General features: G+C 70.7%; 11 protein-coding genes. 4 read left to right on the top strand and 7 right to left on the bottom strand.

The features are described from left to right. The coding region (locus AB0B39_RS00005; RefSeq protein WP_357573087.1) for an IS30 family transposase at window positions 1-264 on the top strand (264 nt) is incomplete at its 5' end. A 61-nt stretch (window positions 265-325) separates the two neighbouring features. Here AB0B39_RS00005 and AB0B39_RS00010 read toward each other — a convergent pair. The 3 genes from AB0B39_RS00010 to AB0B39_RS00020 all read right to left on the bottom strand — a co-directional run bounded on the left by AB0B39_RS00010 (window position 326) and on the right by AB0B39_RS00020 (window position 7,444). After that, window positions 326-2,311, bottom strand: coding sequence for a hypothetical protein (locus AB0B39_RS00010; RefSeq protein WP_357573088.1), 1,986 nt, complete (start codon window positions 2,309-2,311; stop codon window positions 326-328). 215 nt (window positions 2,312-2,526) lie between these two features. Further along, entirely contained in the window at window positions 2,527-6,489 is a 3,963-nt protein-coding gene (locus AB0B39_RS00015) for a CARDB domain-containing protein (RefSeq protein WP_357573089.1), read from the bottom strand. A 403-nt stretch (window positions 6,490-6,892) separates the two neighbouring features. After that, window positions 6,893-7,444, bottom strand: a complete 552-nt coding sequence (locus tag AB0B39_RS00020; protein WP_357573090.1) for a GNAT family N-acetyltransferase — start codon at window positions 7,442-7,444, stop codon at window positions 6,893-6,895. Between the two features lie 51 nt (window positions 7,445-7,495). On the opposite strand from AB0B39_RS00020, the gene AB0B39_RS00025 reads away from it, so the two are divergent. Together AB0B39_RS00025 and AB0B39_RS00030 are read left to right on the top strand one after the other, a co-directional pair. Then, on the top strand, window positions 7,496-8,335 hold the full coding sequence (locus AB0B39_RS00025; protein ID WP_357573091.1) for a YhjD/YihY/BrkB family envelope integrity protein: 840 nt from the start codon (window positions 7,496-7,498) through the stop codon (window positions 8,333-8,335). Window positions 8,336-8,387: 52 nt separating this feature from the next. Continuing rightward, the gene (locus AB0B39_RS00030; protein WP_357573092.1) at window positions 8,388-9,989 is read left to right on the top strand and encodes an NAD(P)/FAD-dependent oxidoreductase; all 1,602 of its coding nucleotides are present in this window, start codon (window positions 8,388-8,390) and stop codon (window positions 9,987-9,989) included. A gap of 66 nt (window positions 9,990-10,055) precedes the next feature. On the opposite strand, the gene AB0B39_RS00035 is transcribed toward AB0B39_RS00030, so the two are convergent. Next, on the bottom strand, window positions 10,056-10,754 hold the full coding sequence (locus tag AB0B39_RS00035; protein ID WP_357573756.1) for a TMEM175 family protein: 699 nt from the start codon (window positions 10,752-10,754) through the stop codon (window positions 10,056-10,058). A gap of 129 nt (window positions 10,755-10,883) precedes the next feature. Beyond that, a complete protein-coding gene (locus AB0B39_RS00040) occupies window positions 10,884-12,464 on the bottom strand; it encodes a Rieske 2Fe-2S domain-containing protein (RefSeq protein ID WP_234584242.1) in 1,581 nt (526 codons plus the stop codon). Window positions 12,465-12,661: 197 nt separating this feature from the next. Here AB0B39_RS00040 and AB0B39_RS00045 point away from each other — a divergent pair, with 197 nt between their 5' ends. Then, on the top strand, window positions 12,662-12,886 hold the full coding sequence (locus AB0B39_RS00045; protein WP_234584241.1) for a DUF2631 domain-containing protein: 225 nt from the start codon (window positions 12,662-12,664) through the stop codon (window positions 12,884-12,886). Window positions 12,887-12,973: 87 nt separating this feature from the next. Here the strand turns inward: AB0B39_RS00045 and AB0B39_RS00050 are convergent, their stop codons facing one another. Together AB0B39_RS00050 and rlmN are read right to left on the bottom strand one after the other, a co-directional pair. Continuing rightward, window positions 12,974-14,164: a DivIVA domain-containing protein gene (locus AB0B39_RS00050; protein ID WP_357498011.1), complete on the bottom strand. Its 1,191-nt coding sequence runs from the start codon at window positions 14,162-14,164 to the stop codon at window positions 12,974-12,976. Between the two features lie 31 nt (window positions 14,165-14,195). Next, window positions 14,196-15,353, bottom strand: coding sequence for a 23S rRNA (adenine(2503)-C(2))-methyltransferase RlmN (gene rlmN / locus AB0B39_RS00055; protein ID WP_234584239.1), 1,158 nt, complete (start codon window positions 15,351-15,353; stop codon window positions 14,196-14,198). Window positions 15,354-15,392 lie beyond the last annotated feature (39 nt).

Here is a 15,392-nt window from a genome sequence, read left to right on the forward strand (position 1 = left end):
CGACACCGCGACTTCACCATCGCCACGGACTGCCCGGTCTACTTCTGCGACCCACACAGCCCCTGGCAGCGGGGCAGCAACGAGAACACCAACGGACTACTACGCCAATACTTCCCCAAAGGCCAATTCGACTTCACCACCATCGACCAAGCCGGCCTCGACCACGTCGCCGACGAACTCAACGACCGCCCCCGCATGACCCTCGGCTGGGCCACCCCCGGTGAGAAAATGGCCCAGCTACTCGGTGTTGCAACCACCGGTTGAGCCCGCCCAGCTAACGGAAACTGTCCAAGATCTGAAGGGGTAGCGGCCGCCAGGCGGCCGCTCAGGTGGGCCTGGTCGCGGTGACCGGGCCGATCCCGGTCAGATGACCCTCGGTGAGGACAATGACCTGGTCAGCGGTGACCGAGACGATCCGGCGGACCTGTTCGGGCAGCGCGACGGACCGGATGACGCGGCCGGTGGCGATCTCCCAGACCCGCAGGACCCGGTCGGCGCAACCGGTGGCGAGCACCGGAACGCCGTCGAGGATGGCTGGCAGCAGCACGCCGACCCTGTCGGGGTGCGTCAGGGCCGGTCCGGCCGGCTCCCCGGTGGTGATGTCCGCGCAGGTGACCGCGCCGCCCACGACGCTGATCACCACGGCATCGAGTACGTGTAGTCCGCTGACAGCGGCCGCCCCGGGCCAGTTCCGGCCTTCCGGTGCGGTTCGACCGGTGCGTTCGGCGAACCGGCCCGGCGGGGCCAGCTCGGTCAGATCGGTGCTGTCGAACCAGCGAAAACCGCCGGCCTCGGTCCCCGTCAACACGACGGTGCGGCCGTGCAGGTCACCGAGTGCGATCGAGGTCGTCTCCCGCAGGTCCAGTCGGAGGGAGGCGCGCAACGCCAGCGTGGTCGCGTCCCAGACGGCGAGGGTGCCTCCCCGGTCGACCGCCGCGATCAGGCCGTAGCCCGTGGTGACCGCGTGCAGCACGGCGGGGGCCAGCGGGGGCTCGGGCGCGGTGTGGGTCTCGCCGGTGGCCAGGTCGACCGTCGTCGGCTGAAGTCTGGACATCACGACGAGCACGTCGCGGCCAGCAGCGGTGGCAGCTTCCAGTAGCGGGTCCCACTCCGTGGCCCGGTGGGTGATGTGTCGTTCACCGGCCGGCCGGTGAACACCTCGCCCGTCGGTGGCATCGACGACCTCGAACGCCCCGGTGCGGTCCACGGCGACAACCACGGGTCGCCCGCCGATCGTCGACGACACCGCGTCGCCGAAGTAGGGCCTCTCCGGGTCATCCTGCGTCGGAGGGTCGGTGAGGTCGAAGAGGTTGGTCCGTCCCTCGGTGCTGCCTCCCTGCGCCGCGAAGAGGTACGAGCCGTACACGGCGACCTGGGCGACGGACTGCGTGAAGTCGGTCCGGATCGTCCCGCGCAGGGTGGCGTCCCGCAGGTCCACGATCCGCAGCGCGCGTCGCTCACCGAGCACGGCCCAGGCTCTGTCGGCGATGAACACCGGTGCCCCGCGCGGGTCTGTCGTGGTGGGAACCTGCGCGACCGGTGCCGCCGTGGTGGGATCCCAGAGGGTCAGCAGGCCGCTGCCGGCGACCGTGACCGCACGCCGCTGACCGTCCAGCATCGTCCAGCCGCCGCACGTCGTCGGCTCGGCCATGGCGACGCCGCCGGAGCGGCGCAATCCGTCGAGGTCGTGGAAACACAGCGTCATCGTGGTGTCATCCTCGCCGCCAAGGCTGAGGACGACCGGAGCCCCGTCGGTGCTGATCGCCACCTCAAAGACGTAACCGCTGTGCGCGGCGGTCCTGGCCAACTGCCGACCGTCGGCCAGATCCCACAGGAGCAGGTAGCCGTCCTCGGTGCCGGTGACCGCGACCCCGGCACCGACCGCGAGGCTACGGAGGCGGCCCGCACGGCGGGGAACGTCGTCGGGGTCAGTGGCCAGCAGAAGTTTCCCGGACGCGACATCCCATACGCGCAGCCGCTCCTCGTCCACGGCGACGACGGCGTCACCGTCGAACACGGCCCCCGGATAGTAGTGATCGTGCGGACCCTCCAGGCGGACCACGTCGGCCTCGCCTCCGGCCAGAGGGATGCGATGGACACAGCCGTCGGCCATCGCCCACGCGTACGTGTCATCCAGATGGACCCCGTTGATCGAGGAGTTGAGCTGGTGCACCTGCCGCAGTGCCGGACTCAACGGCTCGCCAGCCGTCCACCGGGGCTGGCACGCCCCAGGGTCCTTCGCCAGCAACTGCTCCGCGCGCTCGGACTGTCCACTGCGTAGCAGCCACAGCATGCGCTCCAACCGATCCACCCCCGCACCTCCCGAAGATCTCGCGCAGGCTATCCCGAACGTGCGACGGGTCGACGTGCGTGCGCCTGAGGATGCTCGCCGAGCAGCCGGTGATCGACTCGGTTTCGTGGAAATCGGGGTATCCGCGGAACGCGGATACCCCGAAATCGCTGAAGGCGCGTTGACCGAGGGTGGTTGGAACGGCCGGGGACCGCCGGAGCGGCCCCCGACCGGGACTAGCCCCCGTTGATGACGAACTGTGAGCCCGGCTCGACGACGATGGTGCCGTCGGCCGAGTTGGTGATGGTCACGTTGGTCAGGTTGGCGTTGCCGCGCGCCCCGCCCATCGCGAGGATGCCGGCACCGTTGTTGGATTTGTCGATCCGTACGTTGGTGATGGCGACGTTCGGCATGTTGCCGCCACCGTTCTTGAACTGGATGCCGTCGTACGTCGAATCGATGATGTCGGTGTCGCGGATGGTGACCCCGACGATGTCCCGGGTGGCGGGGAAGAGCGTGATGGCACCGAACTCCTGGTCCTCGTTCCAGAACGCGCCGCCGGTGCGGTAGAGCCCGTTGTTGGCGATCAACGTCGTGCCGGAGAACGGCAGCGGGTCGTGGTCGGTCGCCAGCATGATGCCCGGGTAGTTCGCGGTGTCGTAGATCAGGTTGTTCTCGATCGAGTTGTCGTAGCCGCCGTAGATGGCGATGCCGTTGGCCCGCCAGGGCAGCTGGACGGTGTTGTTGACGAAGTGGTTGTCGTGGGCGATGTCGACGCTGCGGTCCTTGACGTACGGGTTGGCCCAGACGGCGAGCGCGTCGTCGCCGGTGGTGCGGAACGACGAGTTGAACACCCGCGAGTTGCGCGTGCCGTTGCTGAAGTTGATGCCGTCGGCGTACGTGTCGCGGATCCGCATGCCGGTGAACTCCAGCCCGTCGGCCGGGCCCCACAGCTCAGGGATGTTGTCGTAGTCGCGGCCCACCCAGACACCCACGTTGGCGTGCTCGATCCACACGTTGCTGATTTTGGTGCCGGTGCCGAATCGGCCGTTGAGACCGACGCCGCCCTCGGCGTTGCCGTCGCCGCCGCGGATCCGGCCGGAGCCGAAGATGGCGATGTCGGAGATCTGGGTGTTCTTGTCGATGTCGAAGCCGAAGTTGCCCTCGTGCGGGTGGTTGATGCCGCCCACCACGTTCTGCGGTTCGGTGAGCGTGTAGAGCTGCGAGTGCCACATGCCGGCGCCCCGGATCGTGACGTTGCTGATGCCGACCTGGTTGTACATGCCCCGGTTCTGCGGGTCGTCGGTCAGGATCTTCTGCTCCTGCCGCCACTGCCCGGCGGGGATCCAGACGCAGCCGATGACACCGTTCTGGTCGTCGGTCACGGCCCGCTGGATGGCGGCGGTGTCGTCGAGCCCGTCGTTCGGAACCGCGCCGTACGCGGTGATCGAGGTGCAGCCGGCGGGCTGGCTCGCCGGCGGCGCCACCTGCTCCAGGTCGATCATGTCGATCACGTAGAACGAGGCGGTGTCACCCGAGTCGCGCTGCAACTTGAACCGGGTGCCGGCCGGGTACGACTGCGCCAGCAGCGCGTTCGACTCGTCGAAGAGCCGCCGGGCGTCGGCCTGCGGGGTGTTGGTGAGCGCCTCCGGCCCGTCGGTGTTGCCGTAGAGCCAGCTGTGCTTCGACGACAGGGTCAGCTTCCGGGAGAACACGTCGTTGACGTAGAGGCTGATGGTCGCCTCGATGCCGCCGCCACCGGGCGCGTCCGGGATGGAGTTGCGCACCACTATGGAGTTGGCCTGGTTGGCCGAGGTGAACTCGACGAACTGGCCGGTGCTGGTGAGCCGTACCGACTTGCGGCCGGAGGACTCGCTGGCGAAGTTGGTGTGCCCGAAGGTGCGCAGCGGGTCGGTCTCCAGCAGCGTGCCCTGGTAGCGGCCGGCCTCGGCCTCGTAGGAGACGTACGGGACGGCGGCGCCACGGCCGACCACTATCGACTGGCTGAACGTGTTGTTGCCCTCGTTGGTCTCGGTGACCACGTTCGTGGCGTCGGCGGTGGCGGTGAGGGTGGCGCCGCCGCTGGTGGCGGTCCAGCTGCCGGTGACGGCCACGGTGACCGTCGCGCCGGCGGCGATCGAGGCGGTGGTGGTGTTGAGCGTGGTGCCGCCCGCCACCAGCCGGGTGACTGTGGTCGCGCCGGTCGCGGTGGTGCCCCGGTTGCGGACCGTCACGGTGAAGGTGACGGACGCCCCGACGGCCGGGTTCGGCGGGTTCGAGGCGATGCTGAGCACCTGGAGGTCCGGGCCCGGGGCCTGCGCGACCACCAGCGGCGACGCTGCCGTGAGGCTGTTGTTGCCGTTGTTCTGCTCGACGATCGTGTTCGTCGGGTCGACCACCGCCGAGACGGCGTAGCTGCCCATCGGCCGCGTACCGGCGTTGAACGACACGGTGGTCGAGCCGCCCGCGGCGACCGCGCCCACCGTGGCGCTGCCGACGACCGCGCCGGCCAGGCTGAAGTTCACGGTCGTAGCACCGGCGGACGCGGAGCCGATGTTCTGCACCACGGCTGAGAGGGTGACCGGGGAGACCTCGCTGGGCGACGAGGGCGACCAGGTCAGCGAGCTGACGACCAGGTCCGGGTTGGGTGCCGGGGTGCCGCACACCTCCAGCTCGGCGACCTGGCCGGACGGGGCGCCGGTGTTGCCGGTGAACCGCAGCTGCACGTCCGCGGTGGTGGCGGTGACCGGGATGGTCACCACGTTGGTGCCCTGGGCGAACTGGTACGCCGCCGCCGACACCAGGCTGGTGTACGCCGACGACGCCTGGTCGCGGCCGAGGACCTGGATGGTCTGGGTACGGGTGCCCCAGGCCGGGTCCGGGTTGAGCTTCACCGTGACAGCGGAGATGGCGTGGTTCGCGCCCAGCGCCACGGTCAGGTTCTGCGGGTAGCTGGCCGCGCCCTCCCAGTAGGTGGTGAGCTGCCCGTCGTTCGCCTTGTCCGGCGTGAAGCTGAAGGTGGAACCGCTCGCGGTCATGCTCTTGCCCTGCGCCACGTTGGTGCACGCGGGCGGGTTGCTGCCGGTCCGGGTCACCGTGTTGCTGGTGCCGGAGAGGTTGCCGGCGCCGTCGCGGGCGCGCACGTAGTACGACACGGTCGCCGTCGCGGGCTGGGTGTCCTGATAGGTCAGCACCGTGCCCAGCGTCGCGATCAGACTGCCGCCCCGGTAGACGTTGTAGCCGGCCAGGCCGCTGCCGCCGGAATCGGTCGACGCGCCCCAGGTGAGCGTGATCGTGCTGCCCGACGTGCTCTGCGACAGCGTCCCCGGCACGCTCGGCGCGGTGGTGTCACCGCTGCCGGTACGGGTGACCGTGTTGCTGTTGCCAGACAGGTTGCCAGCGGCGTCGCGCGCCCGGACGAAGTACGACACTGTCGCCGTGGCCGGCTGGGTGTCGTTGAAGGTGGTCACGTTCCCGACGGACGACAGGAACGCGCCGTTGCGGTAGATGTCGTAGCCGGCGATGCCGCTGCCGCCCGCGTTGTCGGTGGACGCGACCCAGTTGAGGGTGATGGTGGTGCCCGACTGGGTGTAGGAGAGGTTGCCCGGAACGCTCGGTGCTGTGGTGTCCGGCGTGGTGCCGCCGCTGCCGTACACCTCCAGTTCGGAGAGCTGCCCGGCCGGCCAGCCGCTGTTGGCGGTGACGGTGATCCGCACGTAGCGGGTGGAGGCCGAGCTGACGTTGATGGTGACGGTGCTGCCGCTCGCCGGGTTGAAGGTGTACGTCTGCGACCCGACCAGGTCGGTGAACGACGACCCGGTGGCGCTGCCCTGCACGCTCAACGTCTGCGTACGGGTCGCCCAACCGGAGGTCGGCAGCTTCAGCACGACCTGGTTGACCGACTGCGACGAGCCGAGATCGACCTGCACCCACTGGGGAAACGAGTTGTTGAGGCTCTCCCAGTAGCTGCCCGCGTTGCCGTCGACGACCTTCGACGAGTCGTAGACGTCGGCGTGGCCGCTCTCCTGGGTGGGACGGCCCTGGGCGAGGTTGGTGGCGGCCGGGGCGAAGGCGCTGCTGGCCGGGGCGGCGGGGCGGGCGGCGCCGGCCGGGCTCGCGATCGCGGTCGCCCCCGCCGTGGCCATCAGGGTGGCCGCGGCCATGGCCGCCACCATCCTGAACAGATTCGTTCGTCTCATCACTGTCCTTGTCGTCGGGGGACGGTTGCCGCGGCGGCGTGACCACGGGGTGGGGGTGCGGCGGTGCAGCGCCGACCCACGGGGGAGTGGGCCGGCGTCGAGAGAGGCGGGGGTACGGACGGCGCGGGCACGACCAGCAACGGGTCCCAGGGCGGCCCGCCGAATCTTCCGCACACGTGCTCGAAATCGTGCACGTCTTTGTCGAAATCTTGCGTTACTTTGGCCAAAGGTTACTGACGTGCTACGGGAGCGTCAACACTTCGACAGCCGTGACTATTGATGGGCTCTTCTGCCCGTCGCCCGACGCGCCGTCCCCACACACGGCGAAGGTGCGGCCCCCGACGACTGGAGGCCGCACCTTCGCCGAGGCTCGCGGATGTCGCGTCAGAAAGTGCGGGAACGATCAGGCGTCTGGTGCCGCCAGGACGAACGTCTCCAACAGCTCCCCGCCGTACCAGTCGGTGCGCTGACCCACATGGATCATGCCCAGCCTCCGGGCGACAGCCATCGACGGCTCGTTGCCCGGCGACACGACCGCGTAGATCTCCCGGGTGCCGGCGGCGAACTCCCGCGCGACGAGCGCACGGGCGGCCTCGGTGGCGTAGCCGTGACCCCACGAGTCCGGGTGCAGGTGCCACCCCGTCTCGATGTCCTCGGTCCGCACCGCCTCGTCCCGCCCCGGCAGCGGCTTGAGCAGCGCCGTGCCGACCACCTGACCGGTCTCGCGCACCTCGACCGCCCAGGTGCCGTACCGGCCACCGTCGTCGGCGTGCCGGTCCTGCCAGAACCGCAGCCGCTCGATGGCCTGGGCCGGGTCGGTCATCGGCAGGCCCGGCGAGGCGCCCAACCAGCGAGTGATCTCCGGGCGGGAGTAGATGTCGTAGATACGGGCCAGATCGGCCGGATCGTCGGTCCAGTCGCGCAGGATGAGACGTTCGGTGGTGACAACAGTCATGACCGGCGATCTTAAGGAGTGACCGCCCCGAGGACAGGGAAGGAGAACCCGATGGGCAACGGATGGCAGCGCGCGAAACGGATCACCAGTGCCGCGTTCCGTCCGGTGCGCGGGCGGGACCTGTCGCTGCACGCGGCCGCGATCACCTTCTACGGGGCGATCGCCGTGGTCCCGGTGGCACTGCTCGCCCTCTGGCTCACCGCACTGATCGCGGGCGCCGATCGGGTACGCCGGCTCACGTCGTACGCCGTGGAGGCCCTGCCGACGGCGATCGGGGCGCCCCGGGCGGTGGCCGCGCTCGTCGACGCCGGGGTGGAGTTGACCCCCGTGCTGGCCCTTGCCTCGCTGCTGCCCGCGTCGCTGTACGGCGAGGGGCTGCGCCGGGCGTTCGTGTCGGTGGCGGCCCCGCGCAGCGACGAGCACCTGGTCGGTTGGCGAGGTCGACTCCTGCTGCTGCCGCTGCTCGCGCCGGCGCCCGCGCTGCTGCTGTCGATCCTGCTGGCGCTCCCGGTCACCACCCACCTGGTCACCCAGGGCGGCTGGCTCGGCGCTCTGGGGGTGGTGCTGTCGTTCCTGGCGGTGTGGCTGGTGCTCACACCTGTGGTGGTGTGGGTGTTCCGGGTGGTGGGGCCCGCATCGCCGGACTGGCTCTCCACCCTCGGGCTCGGGTCGTTCACCGCGGCGAACCTCTCCGGGTTCATGCACGGCTTCGTGCTGTTCGCGTCCCTGCCGCTGGATCTGGGCGCACCCTTCGGCGGGTTCGACGAGATCGGCGCCGGCGTGGCCGTGCTCCTGTGGCTGTACCTGTTCCACGTGATCGTCCTGGCCGGCTACTCCGCCACCCTGGCCCTCTCCCGCTGGCGTGCCCAACGCGCTCCCCGGCCGAGTTGATCAGCGCGCGGCGGGCTGACCCCGCGCGGTGGTGGGGCTAGGCTGCGGCGGCATGAGCAGTGAACTTCCCGGCCGGGCCGACGTCGTGATCGTCGGTGCCGGGCACAACGGTCTGGTCTCCGCCATCCTGCTGGCCCGCGCCGGCCTGGACGTCCTGGTGCTGGAGGCGGCCGACGTCATCGGCGGCGCGACCCGCACCGAGAACCCGTTCCCGAAGGTGCCGGGGCTGCGCCACTCCACCGGGTCGTACCTGCTCGGGCTCATGCCGCCGGAGCTGCTCAACACCCTCGACGTGCGGATCCCCGTGCTGCGCCGCGACCCGCACTACTTCCTGCCGACGCCCGGCGGCCTCGGCTCGCCGTACCTGCTCTTCGGCAGCGACACCGCCGCCACCCGGGCGCAGCTCGCCGAGTTCTTCTCCCCCGCCGACGTGGCCGCCGACGACGCGATGCAGGCCGAGCTGGCCGCGCTGCGCGAGGACCTCGCCCCGGCCTGGCTGGCCGAGCCGCTGAGCGCCGAGGAGACCGCCGAGCGGCACGTCCGCCCGGCGCTGCGGCAGGTCTTCGTCGACCTCGTCCGGGGCTCGGTCGCGGACTACCTGGCCCGGTTCGAGTTCCGCTCCGAACTGCTGGTCAGCATGTACGCGGTCACCGACGGGCTCTCCGGCCTCAACGCCGGCCCGGACGACCCCGGGACCGGCCACAACTTCCTCGTGCACAACATGTGCCGGCTGCCCGGCTCCGGCGGCACCTGGATGATCGCCGAGGGCGGGATGGGCACCGTCTCGGCCACGTTCGCCGACGCCGCACGCGCCGCCGGAGCGACAATCCTGACCGGTACGCCGGTGCGCGCGGTGACCCTGGACGGCGGCGCGGCCAGCGGAGTCGTGCTGGCCGACGGTCGGCAGGTCGCCGCGCCTGTGGTGCTCGGCGCGTGCGACCCGTACCGGCTGATGGACCTGGTGCCCGACGGCGCGCTCCCGGCGTCGCTCGGCGAACGGATGTCGGCGGTCCGCCGCCCCGGCACCACCCTGAAGCTCAACCTGGCGCTCACCGACCTGCCGCGGTTCTCCTGCCTGCCGGCGGGCACGCCGAGCCCGTTCGGCTCGACAATCCACCTGCTGCCCGGGTCCGCGTCGCTGGTCGGCGGCGACTCCGCCTCGCCGATGACCGCGCTGCGTGACATGTGGGCGGACGTGCAGGCGGGGCGACTGCCGGCGGAACCGACGATCGAGTGGTACCTGCACACCACAGTCGACCCGTCGCTGTCCGACGCCGCCGGGCACCACTCGTCGGCGCTGTTCGTCCAGTCGGTCCCCTACGAGCTGGCCGGCACCACCTGGGAGGCGGAGCTGCCCGGCTACGTCGACCGGCTCGTCGCGATCGTCGAGCGGTACGCGCCGGGCACCGCCGACCTGATCGCCGACGCGGTGCCGCTGCCCCCGCCGGGCATCGAGAAGCACTTCGGCATCACCGGCGGTCACATCCACCACGTCGACAACACCGTCTCGTTCACCGACCGGATGCCGTACGCCACAGGCAGCGACGGCGTGTACGCGGGCAGCGCCGGCTGCCACCCGGCGGGCAGCGTCATCGGCGCCGCCGGCCACAACGCCGCCCGACGCATCCTCGCCGACCTGGGGTCTGTTTCCTGAACGGCGGTCGAGCCGAGGCGGAGGCCGGGCGGCGATCCGGCAGGGCGCGTTCTCAGGAAACAGGCCCTACGCCGCTGACCGGCCCTCGCTCGTGCCGGCGGACGGCCGGAGGTCGCCCGGGCCGCCGATCAGGTAGTAGCCGACCAGCAGCAGGTACGCGCAGAGGCTCAGGATCGGGTCGATGAAGACGACGGCGAAGGCGACGAGGTAGAGCAGGGGCTTGACCAGCACCCGACGCGCGATCGCCCGGGCCAGCCGGGGATCCAGGTCCGGGTGCAGCAGCCCACGTCGGCGGGCCCACCACCAGCTCAGGTTGACGAAGATCGGCTCGCCGAGCACGGTGCCGAGGTACAGGGCGGCGGTCAGTCGCTGCTCGGTCGTTCCACCGCGCAGGTTGTCCGACAGCAGGTCGGCGGTGAACGGGATGGTGGCGATGAAGAGCAGGACGCCCAGGTTGAAGACCAGCAGCATCTGATCGACCCGGACGACGTACCGCCACAGGTTGTGGTGGGCGAGCCAGACCTGCCCGGCGAGCGCGAAGGTGATCACGTACGCCAGGTAGGACGGCCAGGCGTGGGCCAGGGCGTCCGGAAGCGCCCGCCCACTCTCCCTGGCGGGACCGGTCTGGAGCAGCTCGACGGCCATCACCGTCAGCACGACCGCGAAGACACCGTCGCTGAACGTCTCCACCCGCGCGGCGTCCCGGGCCTTCTCCCGGCCGCGCTCGTACCGGTACTCGCTCTCCCGCGCGTCCGCCCCCGCCACGCCCGCCCCGCTCTCGTCGCGCACCCCTCTCCGCGATCTTGCACTTTCGGTCGCCGTTCTGGGGCGATTGCGGCGCTTTTGCGCCGGCCGAAAGTGCAAGATCGCGAGGGCGGAAGGGGGTGGAGGGGGTCAGCTCAGGGCTTCGCCCGCCGGGGCCGGGGTCTCCGCGTCGACGCGGTGGGCGCGGACCTTGTGGCCGACGCTCGTCAGGCAGCGGCCAGAGGGCAGGTCGAAGCGCCAGCCGTGCAGCTGGCAGGTGAGCTGGTCGCCCTCGACGATGCCGAACCGGGTCAGGTCCGCCTTCAGGTGCGGGCAGCGCCGCTGCACCACCCAGTCGCCCAGCGTGATGTCCTCGGCGTCGGTGGTGCGCTCGTGCTCGTCGTACCAACCCTCGGCGTACTGGAGGCGCTCCTCGGAGAGGCACTTGAAGAACGCGTAGACGAACTCGTTGTACTGGCCGATCCGGGCCGCCGAGAACCGGCACGACAGGAAGAGTGAGTTGACCCAGTCCACCTCGTCGATGAAGAGCAGGTGCTCGATCAGAGACCGCTCGGTCCGGAAGCGGTAGCGGACCTTCTCGTCCGCGTACGGCCGGACCTCCTTGCCCGGGAAGTCCACCACGATCGACTCGACGCTCTCCCCGTCGTAGCCCACCAGGTCGAAGCGGACCGGGCCGCCGACCCCCTTGGCCAGGTAGATCGACTCGTCGAGCAGCGGCTCGATGCGGCGCTTCATCTCGCCGAGCACGTCCACCTCGGGGTGCCGCCAGGACGCCTTCTCCGCCTCGATGATCGGGCGCTTGCGCTCCCGCATCTCCTCCAGGTGAGCGACCTTGTTCGCGAAGAACTCCTGCACCGGCACCGGGTGGGTGGTGCTCGCGCCCTCGGTGGTGACCTCGGCGACGCTGCCCGGCAGCAGCACGATGCCGTTGGTGCCGCCGACCTTCGCGTACTCGCTCAGGAAGACCGACTGGTCCGGGAAGATGTTGCCCTCGTCGCCGTGGATGTCGTTGAACTGCCACAACTCGTCGTCGAGGAAGCACGGCGGGCCGGCGATCGGGAAGACGTGGTCGGCCTTCAGGTCGTCGATGTAGCGCCACGTCCGGTCGAACTGCCGGTCGCGCTTCTGCTTGCCGAACGCGGTCTTCGCCGCCTGCGGCAACTCGTAGACCATCGGGTACCAGATCGCGCCGGAGAACTGGAGCAGGTGCGCGTGCACGTGCCCCAACTCGGCGAAGACGCTCAGGTCGGTGGGGCGTGCGTCGTTCTGGTTGAGCAGCCGCACACCGTCGTACTCCACCCAGAGCGAGGAGTCGCCGATCGGGCCGTCGGTGGGGCTGGTCAGCGCCTGGATCATGATCTTCAGGCCGCCGTCGAGCTCCACGACCTGCTCGTTGGGCGCCTTCAGGAACTTCGTGAAGCCCAGCGCCCGGAACTCGTCCTCCATCTCCGAGGTCGGGAACTCGGGGAGCAGGACTGTCGCGTCCTTCGAGACGAAGTCCCGCAGGTGCTTCGCGTCGAAGTGGTCCCGGTGCAGGTGGGAGACGTACAGGTAGTCGACCTGGCCCAGCGTCTCCCAGTCGAGCAGGGAATTGTCCGGGAAGGGAAACCACGAGGCGAAGTAGGCCGGGTTGACCCACGGGTCGCACAGGATGCTGCCCGCGGCCGTGTCGATCCGCATGCTGGCGTGCCCGGTTCCGGTCACTCGCACCGCACAGTCCCCCTCAAACAGACAATCAGGTGTACGCCAAACGCTACCGGAGGGAGTCTGACCGCCACCCCGCGACGCCCGTAGTGCCGTCCGGCCTGGGCGGGCAGGGCCAGAAGTCGGGGAAACCCCCACCGCACCGCCCCGGGCAGGAGGCGTGCCAGACTAACCAAAGATCCGATCGCGAGGAAGGACCGACAGTGGCAGGAAGCGAGCCGGTAACGTCGCCGGACCAGCACAAGCCCGGGCACCGCAAGTCGGGGCGCATCGGCGCCGTGCTGTCCGCGCTGGCGCTGGTCGTCATGGCGTTCTGCGGCAACCACGAGGGCAGGGTCGAGGACATCTGGCTGATCGGCCTGGCCGCGCTGCTGCTGGTCATCGTGATCGGCGACGCTGTGCTGCGGCGCAACGGTCTGCGCTCCTGACCCGACCGACCGCCGAACGACCGGCCGACGTACGCCGAGGGCCCGCCCCCACCCGGGGACGGGCCCTCGTTCGCGTACGGCTCGGGGTCAGCGCCCGAACAGGATGTCCTGTACGTCCTTGAGCGCGGCGTCGACCTCGGCCTCGAAGTAGCCGCCGGGCACCAGGCCGAACCGGAGCGTGTCCAGATCCTTCGGGTCGACAGGCATCGGGTTACGGCGCTGCATGCCGCCGAGCAGGGTCTCGAAGAACCGGTCCACCTGGTCCGGGTCGTACCCGCTGCCGAACCGGCGCACCTGGAAGCTGCGGCGGATCTGGTCGACCCGGTACAGGTCGCTGCCGGGCGGGCCGGCCATCGGCGGGCCACCCATCGGAGGCCCTGCCATCGGCGGACCACCCATCGGCGGGCCGGCCACGGCGGGCGGACCCGCCATCGGCGGGCCACCGAGGCCCTGCTGCGGCATCGGCGGCGGGCCGCCCGGGCCACGGCGCATGTCGCGCAGGTCCCGTTCGGGCATCCGGATCTCGGCGGTCATGTCGGTGCGACCGTGCCGACCGGCCTCGAAGCCGTCGAAGCGGGGCTCCTCCGGCGGGTAGCCGCCACCGGGCCCACGCTGGTCGTCAGGCGGGCCGTAGCCGCCAGGCATGCGCTGGTCGTCGGGCGGACCGTAGCCGCCGGGCATCCGCTGGTCGTCGGGCGGACCGTAGCCACCCGGACCGGCGGGCAGACCGCGCTGCGGGACGCCGTGGCCCATCGGACCACCCGGTCCCATCGGGCCCGGACCGCCGGGGCCGGGGCCGCGCTGCGCGTCGTAGCCGCCGCCGCGAGGGGCGTCGTACCCGCCGGCGAAGGCGCCGGTGGGCTCGTCGTACCGGCCGTAGCGGTCGGCGGGCGGACCGGCCTGCGCGGGCATCGGCCGGGGCGGCATCGGCTGCGGGACCATGCCCCCACGGTCGTCGCGCAGCGGCGGGCCCATCCGGTCCGGCGGGCCCATCCGGTCACCCATCCGAGGGTCGCCGCCGCGCCCGGCGCTCGTGCGCTCCTCCAGCTCGGCCAGCTGTCGCTCGACCCGGTCCAGGTGCAGGTCGACCTGCCACTCGTCGTAGCCGTTGAACCGGACCCGGAAGACGACGTCGTGGACCTCCTGGGAGGCCACCGGCGCACCCACCTGCCGGCCGTCGAGCGTCGCCTCGACCCGGTCGAGGAAGGCATCCACCTCGTCGACCTTGTATCCCCGGCGGAGCGCCTTGCGCCGGAAACGCTGACCCTGACTCGCCACTATGTCTCCTGGTCTCGTTCGCCACGCCCGGTCACGCCGGTGCCTCTCCGGCGCGGTCGGTGAAGGTGTCGGTGTCCTCGGCGGCGGCGAGCTGGCCACACGCGCCGTCGATCTCGCGACCCCGGGTGTCCCGTACGGTGGTGGACACTCCCGCGTCACGCAAGCGCCGGACGAACTCCCGCTCGACCGGCTTCGGGCTCGCGTCCCAGCGGCTGCCCGGCGTCGGATTGAGCGGGATGAGGTTCACGTGCGCCAACTTGCCTGCCAACAGCCGCCCGAGCAGGTCAGCTCGCCACGGCTGGTCGTTCACGTCCTTGATCATTGCGTATTCGATGGACACGCGACGGCCCGTCCGGGCGGCATAGTCCCACGCTGCGTCCAGCACCTCGGCTACCTTCCAGCGCTGGTTTACCGGCACGAGTTCGTCGCGCAGATCATCATCGGGCGCGTGCAACGACAGCGCAAGGGTCACAGAGAGGTCTTCGCTGGCCAGTCGGCGGATGGCCGGAACCAGGCCGACCGTGGAAACGGTGATGTGCCGCTGGGACAGACCCAGACCCTCCGGAGCGGGGCTGACCAGCCGACGGATCGCCGCGATGACCCGGTTGTAGTTGGCCAGCGGCTCGCCCATGCCCATGAACACGACGTGCGACAGCCGCGGCGGTGAGCCGGCGACCGCTCCGGAGGCTGCCACCCCGGCCAGGTAGACCGCCTGGTCAACGATCTCGGCCGTGGACAGGTTGCGGGTCAGCCCGGCCTGGCCGGTGGCGCAGAACGGGCAGGCCATGCCGCAGCCCGCCTGACTGGAGATGCAGACCGTGACGCGGTCCGGGTAGCCCATCAGCACGCTCTCCACCAGCGCGCCGTCGTGCAGCTTCCAGAGCGCCTTGCGGGTCGCTCCGTCGTCGCAGGCCAGCTCGCGCACCGGCGTGAGCAGCGTCGGCAGCAGCTGGTCGGCCAGCCGCTCACGCGTCGCCGCAGGGAGGTCGGTCATCGCCTGCGGGTCGCGGACCAGCCGCCCGAAGTAGTGGTTGGAGATCTGCTTGGCGCGGAACGCGGGCTCACCCAACCCGGCGACAAGCGCCTGGCGGCCGGCCAGATCCAGGTCGGCGAGGTGTTGCGGCGGCATGGAGGCCCGGCGTGCGGCGGGGGCTTCCGAGATGGCGGGGATCAACGGCAGGCTCGTCATGGCTGGTCCAGTGTGTCACGCCTCCGGCGCCGGGCACCC

Origin of the sequence: Micromonospora sp. NPDC049114 (assembly GCF_040648635.1) — a bacterium.
GTDB lineage: Bacteria > Actinomycetota > Actinomycetes > Mycobacteriales > Micromonosporaceae > Micromonospora.

What these genes read in the sequence shown, in the direction of transcription:
- AB0B39_RS00015 (WP_357573089.1), bottom strand. Translation starts at nt 6,489, where the DNA reads ATGAGACGAACGAATCTGTTCAGGATGGTGGCGGCCATGGCCGCGGCC.
- rlmN (WP_234584239.1), bottom strand. Translation starts at nt 15,353, where the DNA reads ATGACGAGCCTGCCGTTGATCCCCGCCATCTCGGAAGCCCCCGCCGCA.
- AB0B39_RS00030 (WP_357573092.1), top strand. Translation starts at nt 8,388, where the DNA reads ATGAGCAGTGAACTTCCCGGCCGGGCCGACGTCGTGATCGTCGGTGCC.
- AB0B39_RS00020 (WP_357573090.1), bottom strand. Translation starts at nt 7,444, where the DNA reads ATGACTGTTGTCACCACCGAACGTCTCATCCTGCGCGACTGGACCGAC.
- AB0B39_RS00025 (WP_357573091.1), top strand. Translation starts at nt 7,496, where the DNA reads ATGGGCAACGGATGGCAGCGCGCGAAACGGATCACCAGTGCCGCGTTC.